Origin of the sequence: uncultured Roseibium sp., from assembly GCF_947494555.1 — a bacterium.
Taxonomy (GTDB): domain Bacteria; phylum Pseudomonadota; class Alphaproteobacteria; order Rhizobiales; family Stappiaceae; genus Roseibium.
In genome coordinates this window covers 315,157-336,490 of sequence record NZ_CANLVF010000004.1, presented here as the reverse complement: position 1 = coordinate 336,490, position 21,334 = coordinate 315,157, and the positions used below count along the sequence as shown (strand labels likewise).

21 protein-coding genes are annotated in these 21,334 nt (G+C 58.2%); 10 read left to right on the top strand and 11 right to left on the bottom strand.

Going from position 1 to position 21,334, the window contains the following annotated elements:
* Positions 1–3: 3 nt before the first annotated feature.
* On the bottom strand, positions 4–1,425 hold the full coding sequence (locus tag Q0915_RS20555; protein WP_299478053.1) for a hypothetical protein: 1,422 nt from the start codon (positions 1,423–1,425) through the stop codon (positions 4–6).
* Between the two features lie 552 nt (positions 1,426–1,977).
* On the opposite strand from Q0915_RS20555, the gene denD reads away from it, so the two are divergent.
* Positions 1,978–2,964, top strand: coding sequence for a D-erythronate dehydrogenase (gene denD / locus Q0915_RS20550; protein WP_299478050.1), 987 nt, complete (start codon positions 1,978–1,980; stop codon positions 2,962–2,964).
* Positions 2,961–3,737 (top strand): SDR family oxidoreductase, encoded by a 777-nt coding sequence (locus Q0915_RS20545; RefSeq protein ID WP_299478047.1) that lies wholly within the window; start codon positions 2,961–2,963, stop codon positions 3,735–3,737. The genes denD and Q0915_RS20545 overlap by 4 nt, the downstream gene beginning before the upstream one ends.
* Positions 3,738–3,781: 44 nt before the next feature.
* Here Q0915_RS20545 and Q0915_RS20540 read toward each other — a convergent pair whose 3' ends face one another.
* The 9 genes from Q0915_RS20540 to Q0915_RS20500 form a co-directional block, all read right to left on the bottom strand.
* Positions 3,782–5,290: an aldehyde dehydrogenase (NADP(+)) gene (locus Q0915_RS20540; RefSeq protein WP_299478044.1), complete on the bottom strand. Its 1,509-nt coding sequence runs from the start codon at positions 5,288–5,290 to the stop codon at positions 3,782–3,784.
* Between the two features lie 12 nt (positions 5,291–5,302).
* Positions 5,303–6,457 carry a fumarylacetoacetate hydrolase family protein gene (locus tag Q0915_RS20535; RefSeq protein WP_299478041.1) on the bottom strand — a complete coding sequence of 385 codons (1,155 nt, stop codon included), beginning with the start codon at positions 6,455–6,457 and terminating at the stop codon, positions 5,303–5,305.
* Positions 6,454–7,290 carry an alpha/beta hydrolase gene (locus tag Q0915_RS20530; RefSeq protein WP_299478038.1) on the bottom strand — a complete coding sequence of 279 codons (837 nt, stop codon included), beginning with the start codon at positions 7,288–7,290 and terminating at the stop codon, positions 6,454–6,456. Before Q0915_RS20530 ends, Q0915_RS20535 begins: the two co-directional genes overlap by 4 nt.
* Positions 7,287–7,664 carry a hypothetical protein gene (locus Q0915_RS20525; protein ID WP_299478035.1) on the bottom strand — a complete coding sequence of 126 codons (378 nt, stop codon included), beginning with the start codon at positions 7,662–7,664 and terminating at the stop codon, positions 7,287–7,289. Before Q0915_RS20525 ends, Q0915_RS20530 begins: the two co-directional genes overlap by 4 nt.
* A 283-nt stretch (positions 7,665–7,947) precedes the next feature.
* Positions 7,948–8,238 (bottom strand): pilus assembly protein, encoded by a 291-nt coding sequence (locus Q0915_RS20520; protein ID WP_299478033.1) that lies wholly within the window; start codon positions 8,236–8,238, stop codon positions 7,948–7,950.
* Positions 8,219–9,688, bottom strand: a complete 1,470-nt coding sequence (locus Q0915_RS20515) for a type II and III secretion system protein family protein (RefSeq protein ID WP_299478029.1) — start codon at positions 9,686–9,688, stop codon at positions 8,219–8,221. Before Q0915_RS20515 ends, Q0915_RS20520 begins: the two co-directional genes overlap by 20 nt.
* Before the next feature lie 324 nt (positions 9,689–10,012).
* A complete protein-coding gene (locus Q0915_RS20510; RefSeq protein WP_299478026.1) occupies positions 10,013–10,636 on the bottom strand; it encodes a hypothetical protein in 624 nt (207 codons plus the stop codon).
* Between the two features lie 19 nt (positions 10,637–10,655).
* Positions 10,656–11,168: a tetratricopeptide repeat protein gene (locus Q0915_RS20505; RefSeq protein WP_299478023.1), complete on the bottom strand. Its 513-nt coding sequence runs from the start codon at positions 11,166–11,168 to the stop codon at positions 10,656–10,658.
* Between the two features lie 264 nt (positions 11,169–11,432).
* The gene (locus Q0915_RS20500; protein ID WP_299478020.1) at positions 11,433–12,164 is read right to left on the bottom strand and encodes a FadR/GntR family transcriptional regulator; all 732 of its coding nucleotides are present in this window, start codon (positions 12,162–12,164) and stop codon (positions 11,433–11,435) included.
* A gap of 156 nt (positions 12,165–12,320) precedes the next feature.
* Between Q0915_RS20500 and Q0915_RS20495 the strand changes: the two genes are divergently transcribed.
* Genes Q0915_RS20495 through acuI form a run of 5 tightly spaced genes read left to right on the top strand, consistent with a single transcriptional unit; the run spans position 12,321 to position 17,523 of the window.
* The gene (locus Q0915_RS20495; protein WP_299478017.1) at positions 12,321–13,103 is read left to right on the top strand and encodes a DUF2182 domain-containing protein; all 783 of its coding nucleotides are present in this window, start codon (positions 12,321–12,323) and stop codon (positions 13,101–13,103) included.
* A gap of 15 nt (positions 13,104–13,118) precedes the next feature.
* Complete coding sequence (locus Q0915_RS20490; protein WP_299478015.1) at positions 13,119–13,745, top strand: DUF1326 domain-containing protein; 627 nt, start codon at positions 13,119–13,121, stop codon at positions 13,743–13,745.
* A 12-nt stretch (positions 13,746–13,757) separates the two neighbouring features.
* Positions 13,758–14,879 carry a dimethylsulfoniopropionate demethylase gene (locus Q0915_RS20485; protein WP_299478012.1) on the top strand — a complete coding sequence of 374 codons (1,122 nt, stop codon included), beginning with the start codon at positions 13,758–13,760 and terminating at the stop codon, positions 14,877–14,879.
* A 1-nt stretch (position 14,880) separates the two neighbouring features.
* Positions 14,881–16,515 carry an AMP-binding protein gene (locus Q0915_RS20480; protein ID WP_299478009.1) on the top strand — a complete coding sequence of 545 codons (1,635 nt, stop codon included), beginning with the start codon at positions 14,881–14,883 and terminating at the stop codon, positions 16,513–16,515.
* Positions 16,516–16,530: 15 nt separating this feature from the next.
* Positions 16,531–17,523 carry an acryloyl-CoA reductase gene (gene acuI / locus Q0915_RS20475; RefSeq protein ID WP_299478006.1) on the top strand — a complete coding sequence of 331 codons (993 nt, stop codon included), beginning with the start codon at positions 16,531–16,533 and terminating at the stop codon, positions 17,521–17,523.
* A gap of 1,115 nt (positions 17,524–18,638) precedes the next feature.
* On the opposite strand, the gene Q0915_RS20470 is transcribed toward acuI, so the two are convergent.
* Positions 18,639–19,532 (bottom strand): LysR family transcriptional regulator, encoded by an 894-nt coding sequence (locus tag Q0915_RS20470; protein WP_299478003.1) that lies wholly within the window; start codon positions 19,530–19,532, stop codon positions 18,639–18,641.
* Positions 19,533–19,626: 94 nt separating this feature from the next.
* Between Q0915_RS20470 and Q0915_RS20465 the strand changes: the two genes are divergently transcribed.
* The 3 genes from Q0915_RS20465 (at position 19,627) to rplT (ending at position 21,097) form a co-directional block, all read left to right on the top strand.
* Positions 19,627–20,241, top strand: a complete 615-nt coding sequence (locus Q0915_RS20465) for an NAD(P)H-dependent oxidoreductase (protein WP_299478000.1) — start codon at positions 19,627–19,629, stop codon at positions 20,239–20,241.
* A 272-nt stretch (positions 20,242–20,513) separates the two neighbouring features.
* Positions 20,514–20,711 carry a 50S ribosomal protein L35 gene (gene rpmI, locus Q0915_RS20460; protein ID WP_145345317.1) on the top strand — a complete coding sequence of 66 codons (198 nt, stop codon included), beginning with the start codon at positions 20,514–20,516 and terminating at the stop codon, positions 20,709–20,711.
* Between the two features lie 26 nt (positions 20,712–20,737).
* Positions 20,738–21,097 carry a 50S ribosomal protein L20 gene (rplT, locus tag Q0915_RS20455; protein ID WP_299477996.1) on the top strand — a complete coding sequence of 120 codons (360 nt, stop codon included), beginning with the start codon at positions 20,738–20,740 and terminating at the stop codon, positions 21,095–21,097.
* Positions 21,098–21,334 lie beyond the last annotated feature (237 nt).

Genomic DNA, 21,334 nt, shown 5'->3' with positions numbered 1-21,334 from the left:
CATCTAAAGCAGCCCGAGAGATACTGGCCTGGGCTCCTTCGGTCGCTTATGGACCTCGTAGTAGGTGACTTTTGCTTCGAGCGTGTTGGCAGCTCTGCGCAGTGCGAGCATTGAAAGTTGATTGCCTTGGTGTTTGTAGACGACCTTTGTCTGATAGCGTTTGCCGAAAACGCGTTGAGCAAAATATGGCTCAGGATCCGGCGCGGATGAGTGGCGTGGCCAACGTGTTTCCTCGCCTTTGAAAAATCTGCGAAATCCTGCACCGATACTTTTGAGCTGATCGTTCCCGATCGTGGTGACCAGTGACGAAGGTGAGCAGATGATTTCAATGAACTTGGTGCGCCCGGCTTGTCTGACCTCAGTGACCCGTCCCCAATGAACATCCCCGGTCAGCAACAAAACAGGTCGACCTGCATCTGATAGGCGTTCAAGAGCTTTAACAATGCTTTCGTAGTCGCGGTAGTTGGGAAGCATCCAGTCCGCAACGGCTCCCTTGAATTCACCAACTGGCTTATCCAGGAGCGATTGCCCCGTGACAACAGCGCCGAATTTTTTCTCCGCAATCAGCCGGTCCACCCAATCGTTCAGTCGCTGGAGTCCTTCGGGAGTAAGGGTTGCGCTACGATCTTCTTGCCTATGCGTTCGCTGATCCAAAACCAGAATGGAAACAGGGTCGATGTCGATTTCAATGTTGTCGCCGCGCTCAGCTGGTGCCGCGCACTGAAAGGCGTCATAAAGTTGATCAGCTGCGCTTTTCCAGCGCTCTCGCGACGCTTGTTTCCACGAATTCTGAATAATTGGCGATCGATGCGGGAAGTTGTTCCAGTATTCGTGATCGTCAGGGCAAAACACGCTTGGCGCAGTTTTCAATATCGTATCGAGGCCCAGATATGAGGTCCAATTTGTCCGATAATATCGCTCAAACCTGTCGGCCAGTTCGGCCTCGTTGTCCGGGTAGTTGTTGAGCGTTGGAAGATCGAGATAGACTTGATCGCCCATGAACAAAGACAGGTCCTGACGTTCGGGTGCAGGAATATTCAAAAAGGTTTGCGAAACGAGAGCTTGACGATTTTCAGCTTGGTGGAAGCAGGAACATAGCAACACACGGAACCAGGTATCCTTCGGAATCTCCCGGGGAGCTTGTTTTACCCTCAGCTCAACTGTCTCACCAAACGTGGTAAGCGATACCCGATTGAACGGACCGCTGTCTTCATCAACCGAAATCTCAAAGACCCCAGTGAGCAAGACTGTTCCAGAGTTATGTGATGTGGAGAGGGGGCGCAGGATCTCCGGCTCGACGACCTCTTCGTTTATTTTCCACTGAAGAGGTACCGCTGAACTTTGCTCCGGTGCACCGTCGATGCAGAGCCAGACACGTATCTTGTTCCTTGGGGCCGCGCGTGGGTGAAGTGTTAACCTGGTCACAATCGTGGTCTCTGGTAGAATACTAAAGCTTAATCCATTCGCACAGACGCCAGCAAGGGTTTAATAATTTCCCTAATACTACCGATGAATGAAGTAGTCGTTCCTAAAGCGCGCTTCTTGCGGTTTCTGATAATCACCTATCGATTTCGGTGCGCAGTTTTGCGCCTTGTGTGAAATATCCTGCCCCTTAATTGTCCTCGTTCACAATTTGGCTCTGTTCATTGGTGATTGCCTCGGCTGGACGTATTCCAAGTGCAGGCAAATCTATGGAAGCGGCCCCAAAAAATCAGGAAGAAAGATCAATGTACTCAACTAGATATAAGAAGTGATCGCATTTCAGGAAAATTGCGAAAACGTCGATAACCTATTTGCTGATCTGAGGGTCACAGATTCTAATCCTGTCCGGGTCACCAGCATTTTTTCCTTTGTCACAATCACTTGCGGACGACCCTGATCGGGCAATATCCTGCGCGCCGAAGCCGTAAGCGCCGGAGCTCTTCCGGATTTTTTGGCAGGAATGCCGGGTCGCATCGGCAGGGAGGATCACCGGATATGCATATTCTCGTCACGGGTGCTGCAGGAATGGTCGGGCGCAAGCTTGTGGAACGGCTTGCAGCAGAGCCCGGTCTTTTCCGGGCAGACGTTGAAAAACTGACACTGGCCGATGTGGTAGAACCGCCGGTTCCCGCATCGCTTCAGTCTGTCGCGACAGTCCGGACCGTGGACCTGGCCAGGCAGGAAGATGCCGTTTCGCTGATCGCCGGGCGGCCGGATCTCGTTTTTCACCTGGCCGCGATTGTTTCGGGCGAGGCAGAAGTTGAATTCGAAAAGGGTTATGCCATCAACATGGACGGAACGCGCTATCTTCTCGAAGCGATCCGTAGCGAGGGCGCCCGCGAACCCTACATACCGCGTGTCGTTTTTGCCTCATCTATCGCCGTCTTCGGCCAGCCGTTTCCGGACAGGATCGGCGATGACTTTTTCACGACACCTTTGACGAGCTACGGCACGCAAAAGGCGATCTGCGAACTGCTCTTAGCTGACTATTCCCGCAAGGGATTCCTGGACGGGATCGGCATCCGCCTCCCGACGATCTGCATCCGGCCCGGAAAACCCAACAAGGCTGCCTCGGGCTTCTTCTCAAACATATTGCGCGAGCCCCTTGTCGGTGAGGAAGCCGTTCTGCCCGTTGAAGAGGATGTCCGCCACTGGTTTGCCAGCCCGCGCGCCGCTGTCGGCTTCTGCGCGCACGCAGCCTCGCTCGACACCTCCGAGCTGGGTGCCCGGCGCAACCTGACCATGCCGGGCCTGTCGGCGCTGGTCGGCGAACAGATTGAAGCCTTGCGCCGGATTGCCGGCGAAAGGACAGCCAGCCTCATCCGCCGGGAACCGGATCCGGATATCCGGAAAATCGTCGCGGGCTGGCCAAGGAACTTCGATGCCCGCCGGGCTTTGGGCCTTGGCTTCGAGGCGGAAACACGTTTTGACGACATCATCAAGATCCACATTGAAGACGAACTGGAAGGCGTAATCCCATGACCGACACTTCAACGAGCACCGCCGACAGGATTGCCCTCGTAACCGGCGGCGGCACCGGCGTCGGCAAGGCCGTCTCAAAGGGTCTCAGCGCCGCGGGCTGGCATGTTGTCATCACGGGCCGGCGCGATCAGGTTCTGGCGTCTGCAGCGGAAGAGTTGGAGCGCGAGACCGGAAACAAGGTGTCCTGGATGACATGCGACGTCGGCGATCCCGGATCGGTCAGTGCGCTGTTTGAAAAGCTGCGCGCCGAATTCGGGCGGCTGGACCTTCTCGTCAACAATGCCGGTATCGGAAATTCCCCCGTTCCGCTGGAAGAAATCAGCTTCGAGGAATGGAGCAACGTTGTCGCTGCAAACCTGACCGGCGCATTCCTGTGCACGCAACAGGCTTTCAGGCTGATGAAGGCGCAGGAACCCGGCGGTGGACGCATCATCAACAACGGCTCTATTTCGGCGACGACGCCCCGGCCGAATTCAGCGCCCTACACGTCGACCAAACACGCCATCACCGGATTGACAAAGTCGACATCGCTCGACGGGCGGGCGTTCAACATCGCCTGCGGCCAGATCGATATCGGCAACGCCGCCAGCGACATGACCGCAAAGATGAGCGGCGGTGTCCCCCAGGCAAACGGCGAATTGGCACCGGAACCGACCATGGATCCGGCGCACGTCGCCGACGCCGTGGTCTACATGGCAAGCCTGCCGCTCGACGCCAATGTTCTCACCCTGACGGTAATGGCGACGAACATGCCTTTCGTGGGCCGCGGTTAAGTCATCAATGACTGCCGCCGGACCAAATCCGGCGGCAGTCGACCTCAGCCCTTGGCCGCATCGGGCAGCAAGTCAGCCGGCAGGTTCTGATAGCAGACCGGCCGCAGCCAGCGGCGGATCGCCATGGTGCCGACGGAGGTCGCTCCAAAGTTGGTCGAGGCCGGGTAAGGTCCGCCGTGAACCATCGCTTCGGCCACTTCGACACCGGTCGGGAAGCCGTTCGCCAGAATACGGCCTGCACGGCGTTCCAGGATCGGCATGAGCGACTTTGCCAGCGCCGCATCGCTTTCTTCCATCTGCAATGTGGCCGTCAGCTGTCCCTCGAAACTGCGCGCGACGGACCGCATTTCCCCGTCATCCCTGACGGTGACGATCACACCGGCGGGCCCGAAAACCTCCTCCTGCAGGTCGCGGGCTCCGACAAAGGTCTCGGCGTTGGCCCGGTAAACCGCCGGCGTTGCCCCCCGGTTGTCGCTGACCGAACTGAGCAGCGTTTCGACACCGGCAACGGCACCGATCCGGCCCTGGCCATCACGGCAGGCGCTCGCAATCCCGTCGGTCAGCATGGTCTGCGTGCCAACGGCCTGAAGAGCCTTGACGGCGCTTGCGGCAAAGCTGTCGGCCTGCTCTCCGGCATGAACGACAACAACACCGGGATTGGTGCAGAACTGGCCGACGCCCATTGTAAGAGACCCTGCCCAACCTTCTCCGATCGCCTGCGCGCGTGCCGCCATGGCGCCCGGCAGAAGGAAAACCGGATTGACGCTGCCGAGTTCACCGAAAAACGGAATCGGTTCCGGCCGGGCGGCGCACAGGTCGAAAAGCGCACGCCCGCCTCTCAAGGACCCGGTAAAACCGACGGCCTTGATGAGCGGATGCTGGACGACGCCCTGACCAAGCGCAAGCGTCGTTCCCTGCAGGAAGCCGAACGTTCCTGCCGGCAGTCCGCATGCCTTCACCGCAGCATCGATAGCCTGGGCAACCAATTCGCCAGTCCCGGGATGGGCCGGGTGGCCCTTGACGACGATCGGGCAACCGGCGGCGAAGGCCGATGCCGTGTCACCGCCTGCCGTGGAAAACGCCAGGGGAAAGTTGGATGCACCGAAGACGGCGACCGGTCCAATCGGCCTCTGCACCAGGAAAAGCTCCGGTCGCGGCAGGGGCTGACGATCCGGCAGCGCGCCATCGTGCCGCCTGTCCAGATAGTCGCCCTTCAGGATCGTTTCCGCGAACAGCCGCAGCTGCCCGGTCGTGCGGCCACGCTCTCCCTCAAGACGGGCTGCGGGCAGCGCGGTTTCCTGACCACCGACCTCGGTGAGTTCCGCCCCCCGCGCCTCGATTTCGTCCGCGATCTTGTTCAGGAATGCAGCTCTTTCCTGATCGCTCGTGGTGCTGAATACCTCGAACGCCTCGTCCGCAGCGCGGCACGCCCGGTCGACATCGTTGACCGAAGCCTCGGAAAAACTGTTTGGAGCGCCATCAGCCGGCTGCGACTGAAACGTCGCTTCGCCTGAGACCCATTCTCCGTTGATGAGATTCTTGCCCGTTAGCATCCCGCTTGTCCCTTAGATTAGATTGCGTTTTGACAGATTGCGCATGAGTGCGCTTGTCCCGAACGTCCATTCCGGGCACTCGGTCGAGAGCCGGACGGTGTTGCGCAGCGTTCCAAGCTGCGCGCATGAAATACTGACGATATCGCCGAGCTTGTGCGTGAAACCCTCACCGGGAGCGTCACGATCCTCGGTCGGTGCGAAAAGCGTCCCGAGGAACAGCATGAAGCCATCGGGATACTGGTGGTGCCGCCCGCGAGTCTGACCGACAAGATCCACCGGGTCTCGGCTGATCTCCGTCATGGTGGAGTGACCGGAGAGTTCAAATCCATCGGTCCCCGACACGGTCAGGTCAAGCTCAAGACGGCGCACGTCATCCATCGAGAAGGTGGTGTCGAAGAGCCTGATCGCAGGGCCGATCGACGTGGACGCATTGTTGTCCTTGGCCTTGCCCAGCAACAGCGCGGAACGGCCCTCCACGTCCCGAAGATTGACGTCGTTTCCAAGCGTTGCCCCCTTGACCGTTCCGGAACTGTCAACGGCCAGGACCACTTCCGGCTCGGGATTGTTCCAGCTCGACACCGGGTGCAGCCCGACCGATGCGCCGTAACCCACGGCTGAGGTCGGCTGCGACTTTGTGAAAACTTCCGCGTCCGGTCCGATACCCACTTCAAGATACTGCGACCAGACGTCTTCTGCGATCAGGGCTTCCTTGAGCTGAGCCGCTTTCTCGGACCCCGGAGTGACGGATCTGAGACTGTCGCCGATAATGGTCGAGCAGCGTTCGCGGATCTTCTCGGCCTTTGCCGGATCACCTTTCGCCTGCTCCTCGATCACCCGCTCAAGCATTGAAAATGCAAAAGTGACACCACAGGCCTTGATCGCCTGAAGGTCCGCAGGTGCGAGCAGCCAGGGCCGCGCCGGATTGGGAGCCTCAATCGAATTGGCGGCAATTTCGTCAACCGTGCCGATGGCGACCCCGTCTGACTCCGCGGCACAGCCTGCAGGGTCGTCAAGTTCGAGCAGATCCCGCATGGTGGGCACGGCTGCGCAGGTAATGTCGATCAGGGTGTCGCCGCGCAATACGCACAGACTGGGACCAGACAGGTCCGGCCGCCAGGCCCGGAACACAAAAACTCCGTCGCCCGGCAGATTCAATTGAGAGGTCATGATGATATCGTGTCCACTTCTGCAGGATGGCTGGCATTGTTTAACCAGACGCTCAGCGCATCAATCAAGGGGCTCTTTTGCGAATTCAGGTCACTGAGGATGCTGAGATGGTGTGCTCCACGAACAATTATGTGTCCAGCCCCGGCACCGTCGGCCATCGCACGAGACTGTCTTTGGAATTCGTCCGTCTCCTCGCCGCCGACAACGCAAACGAGAGGAACACCCACCTCAGTGCCGATCAGACTGTGAGATCGGATTTCGTCCTCGGTCAGTCCGATTTCATCCTGCAGGAAGGATTTGGCAACAGGTTCAAGGTCGTAGACCCCGCTGACCGCAACGATACCTGCGACCCGGCCGGTCTTCTCCGCTCCCTGAAGAGCGCTTACCGCCAGATGTGCACCTGCGGAATGACCGACAAGCAGAAAGCGCATGTTTTCCGGATGATGGGCTGAAAGCGTATCAAGCGCAGCTGCGGCGTCGTTGACAAGGTCTTGCATTCTGACAGTCGGCATAAGCCGGTATTCAACATTTGCGCATTTACTTCCAAAAGAAGAAAGCCCCGGCAGCACGCACCGATGACCCTCTGCGTTCAGGCCGCGCCAGTATCCTCCATGAATGAAAACCGGGACGACGGTGCTTTGCACCACACCGCATTCCGACATTTCTACCCACTGTCTTTCCTGCATGCCGTAGGCGACCCGTTTGAAAGAATGCGAGTGTCCGACAGTGCGGCTTGTGTCGTCGCGCCAGCGGAGCCAGTCATCAAAATCATCCAGGACATCCGAGAACCTGAACTGAGGGTCCCAGGTTCTGCGCTCGTCTAAGTCAGTCATGCGGGTTTCTCCGAATGCGCACAACGAAGATCAGCTGCTCTGGCAAGCCCAGAGCGCAGCTCAAGACCGGTCACCTCGCGAGTTCCGGGAAGCAAGACACCAGCAGTGCACTGCCGGTCCGCTCTTTCCGAAATGGGGACAATCACGGGCCGCTGTTCCGCCACCGCATCAAAAGGATGGCAGTGGCCTTCGACCATGCCTGGCATGAGCGTCATTCCAGTGCCGTCAATCGTGTTGTCGGACAATCCGGATGGCAGGTCCGCGCGTTCGATAACCTTTGCAATACGATTGCCTTCGACCACAACGGTACCCGGAAAAGCTGCTTCCGCAACACCGTTCCAAATCATGGCACCCTGGATAACGGTTTGTGTCATTTGATCCTCCCAAATCACCCCGGCAGCGTGCTGCGTCTGGTGTGTTTTGGGCAGAATGTCAGACTTTGGACGGACAACAAGACAGGTCGCCGCGGCGATTGTCCATACCTTGGACTATTCCGAATTATGGATAAGTAATTTTACTATTGCAGTGCACGTGCGTTTAGAGCGGTCGATCTCGGGCTGATGGAATGAGGGATCGGGTCGACAAACGCGCTATCTGGCCGGGACCTTGACCACAAGAGTCTCCGGGCTCGATTTGAATGCATGTTGCAAGATGTCGTCAGGAACCGCCGCTGATTGCCGCTTCGGAACCGGCGGCGGTCACGACGTCCGGATCGCCAGGCGCCAGGTAACGCTCTTGCGCCTGGACCGCTTTTTTGCCGTCACCGGGAAGGTTCGTGTTATAGGCCTGCCGAGGGAAGGGTTGAATCGTATGAATGCCCATATTGGCATCCATTGCGTTGCCTGCGCCCACCGTTACCGTGTCGCGGTGGCTCATGTAGTCGGCGCATCCGCCCAGCAGCAAAAAAGCCGCAAGCACAACCAGCCGATCAGTTCTTCGAGTAAACATAACCATCCTCAAGTTCCAGATCGACAATATGACCGTAGGGACCGATCAGGCCGTCGCCTTCCTTGTATTTGCGCAGCATGTCCTTGTTCACTTCCAGAAGACCGAGCGCGAACAATTCAACGTCATTTGTCGGGCGCGTCTGATCAAGAGGCGAGGCCAGCGGTTCATTGGGACGAGCGGGCCGCACCAACCGGGGCGTTACAACAATGACAAGATCGGTTTCGCGCTTTTGGAAGCTGGTTGACCGGAACAACACGCCGAGTACCGGCACCTGGCCAAGCCAGGGAAGCTGACTGATATCGCGGGTGTCGACATTTTCTAGAAGACCCGCGATTGAAAAGCTCTGGCCGTCCTTGAGTTCGATCACCGCCTCGGCCCGCCGCGAGGTGAAGCCGGGGTTCCCGTTCACATTGATCGAGTTGTCGATATCGCTGACTTCGGTCATCACGCGCAGATTGATGCGGCTGGCATCGAGGACCGTGGGCACGAATTCCAGGCGAACGCCGAAAGGCCGGTAATCCGTCGACGACGCGACGCCACCCGCGTTGGAGACCGCGGTCTGGATGGGAACTTCACCGCCAACATGAAAACGGGCCGTCTCGCCACTGATCGTGGTGAGGTTCGGCTGCGCCAGCCGGCGCACCAGGCCCTTGCCTTCCAGCGCATCGATAATCGTGTCGATCCGAATTCCAGCCGTTTCCAGCACCTTTCCGATAAGTGTTCCGAACGGAAGCGCCCCCTGCTGCGCAACGCTGGCACCGGACCCCAGGAGCGCGACCAGACCACCGTCACCGTCCGTCCCGACCTGAGCGCGCGAACCGCTCGTGCTGACATTGCCATTGTCGGACCGGCCGACCCAGTTGACCCCGAGATCCCGGCCAATCGAACGGCTCGCCTCCAGGACCCTGACTTCAAGGGCAACCTGCCCCGGGCTGCGCACGCTGACGGCGTTGATCACCGGTGCTTCCGAAAACTGCTGGGCGACCTCCAGAACCTTGGTCAGTTCGACTGCATTGTTGACTGCCCCACTCAAGCGGATTTTGTCGCCAACATTGGATACGGACACCTGAGAGGTCGGCGCAACCGCCCGGATGGCGCGCACCACATCATCGAAATTCAACTGCACACGGACTTCAATAACGCCAAGAAGTGTTTTCGAGGCATCATAGATGGAAATGTTCGTCAGGCCGGGCGCTTTGCCCTGAATGTAAAGGACCTGTTCGGACAGCGGCACAATGTCCGCCGTTTCGGGATTGCCGACAACGAGATCCGAAAACTTGCTGTTCGTTCTGACGGTCCGGGTTGTTCCGGGCTGCATCGTGATCCTTGAAACACTTCCGCCGTTTACGACGAGTGTCATTTCATCGACTTGCGCGCTGGATTCCTGAGCGCCTGCAAGGCCAAGTACGATCACGCAGATCACTACTGTCAAAATGGACGATATCTTCACGTCGTGCCTCGTCTTTGGCATTCGCAAATTTTAAGGTCACGCAAGGTCACTTTTATTTCCACATCTCAGCACAAATAACAAAGATATTGAAATTGCCCCCGCCCTACTGACCTCAATACTAAGATGCTGACGATTAACGGCTCGTGAAAAAAATCTGAAAACTGAAAACTATCACTCCGAAACTATATTAAGACATCGGCCATCAGTTTTCTTACCTGCAGAATCTTTGCAACAAGTATCAATATTCAACCGGCACACACCATAAAAGTGCGTTTGACGGGAGATCGGAGGGGGAGCTTGAGCGGATTCCGGGCGGCCGACCGGTCAGTTGGAAGAGCCCTGGCGTTTTTCGTACCTGACCTTGCCGTCAGAAGTGACGACGCGGCGGAAAAGAGCAGACCCCTGCGCTTCTTCCGGCTGGCGTGCGAATGTAACCCTCGGAATTGTACGAGCGCTTTCAAAGCGGTTGACGGCCTGAGCCGACAAGGCTGGAGAAAACATGGCCGCGGCAGTCGTGGAATGGAAAAAGTCGATATCTCTGTCGATCTTTGTTTTCAGCTTGTCGATCGGAATGTCGGAGTCGCCTCTTTCAATCCGCATCAACCTGACACCGGACTGGATCTGGCTCAGGCGCTGGTCGATCTTCGAAAGTCGGTTCTGAACTCCCGTGTTCATCAGGCTGACACTGCCGGAAATCCGCTTTTCGAATTCCTGCAGACCGCTGAGATGCTGACGGATCTGATTGAGTTCAGCCGTCGCGGACCACGTGAAGAACAGGCCGACGAACAGGAGCACGGTTACTGCCACGGAAATCGCGTTCAGCGCCATCAGCACACGGACATTGCGCTGCAAGAAGGCTGTCAGCGACGAGTTGACAGACGCTGACCGCGCGCTTTTCGCCAGCGTGGTGGCACCTGCGCCGTCATCAGCTGAATTTTCAGTGTTCACCTTGGCGCTCATCCTTTGCTCAGCCCCGATTGGCAAAGGATGTGCTGTTGCGCAGAAGTTCCAGGTTATTCGCCGTCGTCTGGTTGCTCGGGTCGACGTCGTATGCTTTCAGGAAATAGCGTCTCGCCGCTACGAGGTTGCCACGCAGAAGATACGAGTACCCGACATTGTTCAGGTATTCGGGACGGTTCGGTATCATGCGGGCGAGGCGCTTGTAACCGACATCTGCATTGTCGAAACGCCCGATCATGTCAGCGGATGCCGAGTAGCCGATCCAGGCAACCGGATCTTTTGGATAGACTTCGACGGCGCGTTTATAGATCGCGTAGGCCTTGCCGTAGTTCTTTTCGCGGAATTGGACTTTCGCTTTTGTCAGAAGCTCATCGTCGGGATAGTAGGCGACCTTGGAAAGATCCTGGTTCGACGCGGCACTGTCCCCATAGGTGGACAGGTTCGCCAGATCGCCGGATTGACAGCCTGTCAGCAAAAATGCCGACATCGCTAAAGCAGAGAACCGTTTACGCAACCACATTGTCTCTCACCCACACCGCTTATACTCTGTCAGGGGTAAACTACTGCAGTATCGTTACTAAGCAGTATTCACAATAGCCCCCGCCGCTACTCAGTCGGTCTATGGTAAGAATAGAGAAATTGAGAAAATTATTGGTTAAAGGCGTCAAATTACATTTCGTAAAATAAGCGCCAAGATGTTCGGACCTGCTCAGACACAGATTTGCCCACCATCAAGCAACTGCTGCCAGCATGGCTTTGCACTGCATCTTGATGCTCTTTGCACTTAACCGGCCTTGGGTTTACGTCGCTGCGCCGCCAGCTCCCTGGTATAGGCAAACAGAGATTCAAGGCTGGCCATCGCGCCAGCGCAATCCCGCCTTTTCAATGCTTCGCAGAGTGCTTCATGGTGTTCGGCGATCCGCTCCCGGTCTCTCAGCCGGTAGACAAGCATGTTCATGAGGGGCTGCATGGCCTCGAAGGCGGCCGAAAGCTGGAAGGTCAACAGCGGGTTGCCGGTCGCCTGTGCGATGATCGAATGAAAGGCGACGTCGGATGCGCAAAAAGCCTCATCGCTGGTCAGCGGGTCACGCTGCCGGTCGATCTCCGCGCGAAGGCCTTCCAGATCGATTTCCGAGCATTTATCGGCGGCGAGCGGCAAAGCTGACGTTTCCAGCGCGAACCGTGCCTCAATGGCATCTTCCAGCGGAATGTCGTTCATGCCGATCAACAGCCGCGTCATGGTCACGAGATTGTCCTGTGCCTCAGGCCAGGTGATCCGATTGACAAACGCACCACCGGATGATCCGCGCTCGCTTCTGATCAGGTTTTGGGCTGCCAGGCGTTTCAGAGCTTCCCGGACGGTCGACCGGGAAACGCCGAACCGTTCCGCAAGATCGGCTTCGCTCGGCAGGCGTTCTTCGCCAGCGAGCCGCCCTTCGAGAATCGCATCTCGGATTGCGTTGGCAATCTGGACCGAAAGTCCTTCTTTTTGAATTGTATTGAATTCAATCGCCAACGGGGATCCTCGCATGCTCTTCGACCGAAACCCCGACACGTTAGAGGGAGGCCTCGGTGCGGTCAATTGTAAAAAAACAAATGTCGGACAATTAAATGTTTGACTTTTAATTTAAGGAAGCGCAGCGTAACCGGCAAATAAAAATGGGAGGAGCGGGTGAAGGCAATCGCACGTCTTTTGCCCGGCCACAGCGCGCTGTGGCTGACGTTTTTTGCAAGCGTCCTGATTGCGTGGGGTGTTCTCTTCGCAACGCATGTACCTGTTGCCGCGCCCGATGAAGCCTTCGGGCTGGCCTATCTCATTTCCCTCTGTACGCAGACCGTGGCCGATACCGGTTTTCTATCCGCGGTCTTCATGTGGTCGCTGATGTCTCTGGCGATGATGGCGCCAACCGCATTTCCAGCGTTCAGAACCTACGCGGATCTGACGCATACGGACGCTGCGAGCGGAAAGTCACTTGCGGTCCTCGTCATCGGATATCTTGCCGTGTGGGTTGGCTTCTCGGTGCCGGCAGCCTTTCTGCAGGTTCAGCTCGCCCAAATGGGGTTCCTCGACCAGGCGGGCCGCTCGACGTCTGGGCTGCTCAACGGCGCTTTGATTGCGCTGGCGGGCCTATACCAGTTCAGCAGCCTCAAGAACGCCTGTCTTTCGGCATGTCAGAACCCGATGACGTTTTTCTTCAATCACTGGAACCCGGGACTGCGGGGCGCGCTTCAGCTGGGGCTCCGGCTTGGTGCGGTCTGTCTCGGATGTTGCTGGGCATTGATGCTGCTCGCATTCGTCGCCGGCACGATGAACCTCGCCTTCATGGGCCTGGCCATGGTGCTGATGACGCTCGAAAAGCTTCCCCGGATCGGTGCACGGCTGAGCGCACCGCTCGGGGTCTTTCTTGGAATTGGCGGGGCGGTTGTGATCGTCCTCTCACTTGTGAATCTTTAGTCAGGGAGAAATCTCATGTCCGGATGGTCCATTCGCGGCGAATTGATACTGAATTGCAACTGCACCGTCTTCTGTCCCTGTGTGGTTTCCCTCGGCAAGCATCCGCCAACGGAAGGCTACTGTCAGGCTTGGGCCGGCGTGCGCATCGACGAAGGCCATTACGAGGGCGAAGATCTTTCGGGACTGAACGCGGGTCTGGTGCTGGAAATCCCCGGTCTCATGGCACGGGGAAACTGGAAGGCTGCCGCCTATATCGACGAACGCGCAAGCGATGCCGCCTATGACGGTCTCCTGAAGATCTTTTCAGGCCAGGCAAAGGGCACGACGGGCCTCTTCCGCGTTTTGGTGAGCGAGTTCCTCGGCGCGGAACGCGCGCCTGTCTCCTATACCAACGAAGGCAAGAAGCGCCGGCTGATCGTCGGCCGCGCCATCAAGGGGGAAGTCGAGCCGGTTCCAGGCGGAAACCCGGACGAGGATATCGTCGTAACGAACACAGAATACTGGATGGGGCCGGACATCACGGTCGCAACGGCCACGCAGGGCCGCGTGCGCGCCTATGGCCGGGTTTGGGATTTTGATGGCCGCAGCGCCGAGATCTGTCAGATCGACTGGTCCGGACCAGCCGCCGAACAGGCCGCATAGGGAGGATCCGGCATGCAGGTCCCGGCTCTTTCAGTTTCCCGCCGTACGCGATACACGCCGTTTTCGCGCAGGGTACAGGCAGCAGGCGTCAAGGCGTACACAGTCTATAATCACATGCTGCTTCCGACGGTGTTCAACTCCGTCGAAGACGATTACCGACATCTGAAGACCAAAGTTCAGGTCTGGGATGTCGCTTGCGAGCGGCAGGTCGAACTCTGGGGTCCCGATGCCGCACGCCTGGTCCAGATGCTGACGCCGCGCGACCTGTCCACGATGACCGAAGAACAGTGCTACTACACGCCCATGGTCGATGAGACCGGCGGCATGCTCAATGACCCGGTGACCACGAAGCTTGCGGAAGACAAGTTCTGGGTGTCGGTTGCCGACAGCGATCTGCTGTTCTGGATCAAGGGCCTTGCACACGCACTGCGTCTGGAAGTCGATGTCGACGAGCCGGATGTGTCACCGCTCGCGATCCAGGGGCCGAAGGCGGAGGAACTGGTCGCGCGGGTATTTGGCGAAGAGATCAGGTCGATCCGCTTCTTTCGTTACAAGTATGTCGACTTTCAGGGAAAAAAGCTCGTTCTCGCCAGATCAGGCTATTCGAAGCAGGACGGGTTTGAGCTCTATGTCGACGGGTCTCATCTGGGCGAGCCCATCTGGGACGCCCTCATGGATGCCGGACAGGATCTTGATGTCCGCGCAGGCTGCCCGAACATCATTGAACGGATCGAAGGGCAATTGCTGTCCTACGGCAATGATATGACCCGCAACAACACGCCGCATGAATGCGGTCTTGGCAAGTTCTGCCAGACCCAGGCAGCCATCGGCTGCATTGGCCGCGACGCTTTGCTGCGTGTTGCCGTTGAAGGTCCGGTCCGGCAGATACGCAGTATTGCGATCGACGGCGACCCGGTTCCGCCCTGCGACGAACTCTGGCCTATCATCGCAGGTGGCAAACAGGTCGGCACGGTCAGCTCAGCAGCCTACTCACCGGATTACCGGACCAATGTCGCCATCGGCATGGTGCGGATGACCCATTGGGACGACGGCACGAGGGTACAGGTCGACACGCCGCACGGCATGCGGAGCGCGACGGTCTGGGAAACATCCTTCACCAGTCAGGGAGGCTGACATGCGGGAGCACTACGAGGCATTTTCCAAACAAGATGCCAACCATGTTCCGCTATCACCACTCTCGTTCCTGGAACGCACGGCGACTATCTTCCCGGATCGCACCGCTGTTGTTTACAACGACCTGGAACGGACCTGGGGCGAAGTGCACACACGGGTGCGCCGCCTTGCTTCAAGCCTTCAAAAGAGAGGTATCGGACGGGGCGACACGGTGTCGGTCCTGGCCGCCAACACCCCGGAGCTGTTTGAGCTTCACTATGCGGTTCCGCTGACCGGAGCGATACTCAACACCATCAATATCCGTCTCGAGCCGGAGACGGTCGCCTATATTTTCGAGCACAGCGACGCACGTCTTGTCATTGCCGACACGGCGTTTTCCGGTGTTGTCAGCAAGGCCTTCGAAATCAACGGCCAGTCGCTTCCCGTCGTCGATATCGTCGACCCGGATGGACCGGGCGGTGAGAGGATCGGAGACGCAACCTATTCGGATCTGATCGACACCGGCGATCACGCCTTTGACTGGCAGGGTCCGGAAGATGAGTGGCAGGCTTTGGCACTCAATTATACGTCGGGGACGTCGGGGCGCCCGAAGGGGGTCGTCTATCACCATCGCGGCGCCTATCTCATGGCAATGGGAACACCGGTTGCCTGGGAGCTTCCGCGGCATCCGGTCTATCTCTATACGGTGCCGATGTTTCACTGCAACGGCTGGTGTCATGCCTGGACCTTGACGCTCATGGCCGGAACCATTGTCTGCATTCGCCAGGTCACGGGCAAGGCCGTCTTCGACCTGATCGGCAAGCTTGGCATCACGCATCTCGGCGGTGCACCGATAGTGTTGTCGATGCTGGTGAACACGCCAGAAGAGGACAGAAAACCGCTCTCCGGGCCTGTGAAGATTATGACGGCTGGTGCGCCTCCTCCGGCGGCTGTGCTGGCTGCAACAAAGTCTCTCGGGTTTGAAGTCATGCAGGTCTATGGCCTGACCGAAACCTACGGCCATGTGGTCCAGTGCCTGTGGCGCGAGGAATGGGAAGATCTTTCGGCGGACGAACAGGCCGAACTGCAGTCCTGGCAGGGCGTCGGCTTCCCGATGACCGAAACGGTGGACGTTGTGGACCGGGAGACCGGCGCTTCCGTTCCGTGGGATGGCGAAACCCAGGGCGAGATTGTCATTCGCGGCAACACCGTCATGAAAGGCTATTATAAGAACGCGGAAGCAACCGATGAAGCCATGTCGGGTGGCTCCTTCAAGTCGGGAGATGCCGCTGTCCGTCACCCGAACGGATATGTACAGATCCGGGACCGGTTGAAGGACGTCATCATCTCAGGCGGCGAAAACATCTCTTCCGTCGAGGTGGAAGGCGTTCTGCACCGCCATCCGGATGTGGTTCTGGCGGCTGTCGTCGCGCTGCCGGATGAGACATGGGGAGAAGTCCCTTGTGCGTTCGTTGAACTGAAAGAAGGCAGCACGGTCACCGAGGAAGCTCTGATCGATTTCTGCCGCCAGCACATGGCCGGGTTCAAGCGGCCGAAGAAAATTATCTTTACCGAGTTGCCCAAAACGGCAACCGGAAAGATCCAGAAATTTGTCCTGCGCCAGGATGCCAGGGCAATGACCGAAAACTCCAGCTAACAGGGCAGTTAGATTATGACTTTCAAAGCACTCCTCGTGGAAAAGGATGACGAAGGCAAAACGTCGGCGTCAGTTCAGGATCTCGACGACAGCCGGCTGCCAGAAGGTGACGTTACCGTTGCCGTCGAGTATTCGACGCTGAACTACAAGGACGGGCTTTGTGTCGGGCCGGGCGGCGGCTTGGTCAGAAACTATCCTCATGTTCCGGGCATCGATTTTGCCGGCACGGTCCTGGAGTCTTCCGATGACTGGTACAAGCCGGGCGACAAGGTGGTTCTGACCGGCTGGCGCGTCGGTGAGGCGTGGTGGGGCGGCTACGCCCAGAAAGCTTGCGTCAAAGGCGAGTGGCTTGTGCCCCTGCCGGAGGGCCTATCCACCCGCAATGCCATGGCAATTGGAACCGCAGGGTTCACCGCAATGCTCGCCGTCATGGCTCTGGAAAACCACGGCCTGAAGCCGGAAGATGGCCCAGTTCTGGTGACAGGCGCTGCCGGCGGTGTCGGCTCGGTCGCAACGGCCATTCTCGCCAATCTCGGCTATGAGGTTGCCGCCGTTACCGGACGCGAAAGCACATGGGACTACCTGAAATCGCTTGGCGCCAGCCGGGTCGTGCCCCGTGACGATGTCAACGAGACCGTCAAGCGCCCGCTGGAAGCGGAAACATGGGCCGGCTGCATCGACGCGGTCGGCGGCGCGATGCTGGCGCGCGTGCTCGGCCAGATGAAATACGGCAGCTCCGTCGCAGCCGTCGGCCTCGCAGGTGGCGCAGCGCTTCCGGCAACGGTCATTCCGTTCCTGCTCCGGGGCGTCAACCTGCTCGGCATCGACAGCGTCATGCGGCCTTACGAAGCCCGCCTTCCCGCCTGGGAGCGTCTCGCAAAGGACCTGCCGATGGACAAGCTCGAAGCCATGATCCAGCCGGCAACATTGCAAGACTTACCCGGCCTCGGCGCCGACATTCTCAAGGGCCAGGTAAAGGGCCGCGTCGTCGTTGATGTGAACGCCTGAGGTTGAACCGCAGGTCGTTCAGGCACGGCCTCATCCTGAGGAGGGCCGGAGGCCCGTCTCGAAGGATCGGCGGCGAGCACTCTACCGTGTAGCCCATCCTTCGAGGCTCTGCTGCGCGTCGCACCTCAGGATGAGGTTATATTCTCCTCAGTTGAGCCGTAGCGGAGTGCGATCGTTCATCCAAAGCTTGTCATCCCGGTTTGCCGAGCAAACGGCAAGACCGGGAACCAGTAATATGTGTGGCTCGCAAATAATAATAGCGACCAGACAAGAGATTACTGGATCCCTGCCTGCCCAGGGATGACAAGGAAATTGAGACTAACCGCGTCTTCCAGGCCTCGAAACTTAACTCTGCTTCCGTCACCCCGGACGCAGCGCAGCGGAGATCCGGGGCCGGAGAGCCCCGGTCTGCCGGGAGGCCACTCAAGAAACCGACGGGTCTGTGCCTCACCGATCCCGGCTCGTGCTACGCTTGGCCGGGATTACGCCGGGAAATTTGTACGCCGTGCGGCAAAGACGGCTTCGCTAATGTGCCTGGTCGATTGGGCAAAAAGTCTGTTCTGCCACGGCCTCATCCTGAGGAGGGCCAGAGGCCCGTCTCGAAGGATCAGCGGCGAGCACTCTACCCGTGTAGCCCATCCTTCGAGGCTCTGCTGCGCGTCGCACCTCAGGATGAGGTTATTTTCTCTTCACTTGGACCGTAACGGAGTACGATCGTTCATCCAAAGGTTGTCATCCCGGTTTGCCGTACAAACGGCAAGACCGGGAACCAGTAATATGTGTGGCTCGCAAATGATAATAGCGACCAGACAAGAGATTACTGGATCCCTGCCTGCGCAGGGATGACAAGAAAATTGGAACTGGCCGCACCTTCCAAAACCCCGAAACTTGACTCTTCTTTCGTCACCCCGGACGCAGCGCAGCGGAGATCCGGGGCCGGAGAGCCCGGGTCTGCCGGGAGGCCACTCAAGAAGCCGACGGGTCTTTGCCTCGCCGATCCCGGCTCGCGCTACGCTTGGCCGGGATGACGATATTCCTGAACCCCGTTACGCTGGTGGATGCTCCAAAGCATCGCACCTACGGAGAACAGGGGTTTCATCTGCGCCCGACGATAGTCACCGCATTTCCGCTTTCAGAAAGTCGACCATAACGCGGACCTTTCGCGGCAAATAGGCCTTGCTCGGGTAAAGGATCCAGGCGGCCGTATCGAAATCAGTCGCCGCGCAGTCGTAATTCGGGAAAAGATCGATGAGCCGGCCTTCTTTCAGATCGCTCCGGATCAACCAGTTGGCCAGAAGCGCAACGCCCATGCCGAGGCGCGCGCCTTCGCGCAACGACAATGCACTCGCGATCACTGTCTTGCCCGAGACATCAACCTGAAACGGCGCGGCACCCCTTTGCCGGAACTTCCAGCTGCTTCGAAAACCCGGCAACGCAAAACAAAGGCAATTGTGATCCTTGAGGTCCTCTGGAGCCTCAACCGGCCCAAAATGCTCCAAATAAGACGGCGACGCGACTACGCGGTAATGTGAGGCAAACAGTTTGGTGGAAATCAGATCTCCCTTCGGCGCGGCAGCCAGCCGGATCGCCAGGTCAAGGCCTTCTGCGAGCAAATCCATGTTGTAGTCGGACGGATAGAGCTCGACCGACAGATCCGGATAGCGCTCCTGAAACAAAGGCAGCACAGGCATGATGCCTTCCTGCGCAAAGGCAACCGATGCGGTCATCTTGAGCGTTCCCCTAGGCAGCGCTCCTTGTGATGCCGCTTCCTCCCCGGCTGTTTCAAGCTCCTCGAGCAGCGGCGCGATCCTGTCAAGGTATCGCCCACCCTCCTCGGTCAGTGCCAGTTTCCGTGTGCTGCGCTGGAAGATCCTGACGCCGAGGCTGCGCTCCACATTGGCAACGATCCGCGACACGCTGGACGCATCGACGTTCAGCGCACGCGCAGCCCCGGCGATGCTGCCGAGATCGCGCACAAGAAGCAGCGTCTTGAGAGATTGAATATCCATTCATGCAGTTTACGCACGATTCTGCTGCGCGACATCGTGTTTTTCTTCACCAGGCGCAGAAATAGCCTTGGGCATCTCACAACGGAGATTTCCAATGACACTGCTCTTGCGCATCAATTCCAGTTCACGCCAATCCGGCTCGCACTCCACGGCGGTGGCAGACCACTTTGAAGCCTGCTTTCGCGAAAAACATCCGGACTGCCGCGTGATTTCCCGGCACGTGGCCGACGGATCCATCCCACTGATCAGTCAGAGAACTATCGAAGGCTTTTATACGCCATCCGCCGACATGACAGATGGCCTCAGGGAAGCGACAGCGCTTTCCAACGCGCTGATCTCAGAACTTCAGGACGCCGACACGCTTCTGATCACCGCCCCTATCTACAACTTCAGCGTCCCGGCAGCGCTCAAGGCCTGGATCGACCAGATCGTCAGGATGGGGCATACCTTTTCCTATGAAGACGGGTCGTTCCAGGGTCTGGCAAGGACGCGCCGCGCGGTCGTTGTCTGTGCCTATGGCGCTGAAGGGTATCTTGAAGGCCAACCTTTTGCCGTTGCCAATTTTGTTGAACCCTATTTGAAATTTCTGCTCACATTTCTAGGGATAGAGGATATCCGGTTCATCTCGGTGCAGGGCACGACGAGCGATGCTGAAACTGTTGCGGAACGGATAGCGGCAGCCAAGGAGGAATGCAGACTGGCTGCGTGATACCAAGCATTGGCGAATAGGCGCAGGCACGGTGTGCCTTCCTGTCGCGAACCGCGGCCCCAAAAGTCGCGGTTACCGCTCTGAATCCGGTTGCAATCCGCCGAAACCTCCCATATAAGCGCCCGGTCCAGAGTCGTCCGGCTCGTCGTGGACTGGATTACTGCATTCCGATGCAGGTCCTCCCGGCAGAAAAGGGCATGCCGTGTCGGCTCTGAATGCTCCAACAAAGAAAGTGTCTGCTTTCAGCGGATACGCCAAGGAAAGGATGCAAAATGCCCAAGCTGAAGACGAAATCCGGCGCCAAGAAGCGCTTCAAGGTGACCGCGACCGGCAAGGTGAAAACCGCGCAGGCCGGCAAGCGCCATGGCATGATCAAGCGCACGAACAAGTTCATCCGCAACGCCCGTGGAACAACCACGCTGAGCGATCAGGATGCCCGCATCGTGAAGCAGTTCCTGCCGTACGCATAACGCCAGCCCCGAAGGAGATCATCTAAATGTCACGCGTCAAACGGGGCGTAACCGCCCACGCTCGCCACAAAAAAGTTCTGAAGGCAGCAAAAGGCTATTACGGCCGCCGCAAGAACACCATCCGCGTTGCCAAGCAGGCCGTCGAGAAGGCAGGACAATACGCCTACCGCGACCGCAAGGCCAAGAAGCGCACGTTCCGGTCGCTCTGGATCCAGCGCATCAACGCGGCAACACGCCAGCACGGTATGACCTATGGCCGTTTCATTGACGGTCTGAACAAGGCCGGCGTCGAAGTCGACCGCAAGGTTCTGTCCGACATCGCCATCAACCAGCCTGACGCGTTCAAGGTCCTGGTCGACAAGGCACAGGGCGCACTGGCCGCCTAAGGTCATTGCGAAATAGATTTTCAGAAAGCGCGGTCCATCGACCGCGCTTTTTTGCTTTGACTGCGGATGATTGGCGTCTCATCGGACCTGGCATCAGGCAATCTCAACGATTGAACCGGAAGCCACTCAAGAGTTGTATTTTTAAAAACACTTCCCTTTTTTATTGCAAAACCCTTCACGACGGTCCTACGCTGTTGGATCTATCAGGTACGAGCGCGACAACAAATGCGCCGACGC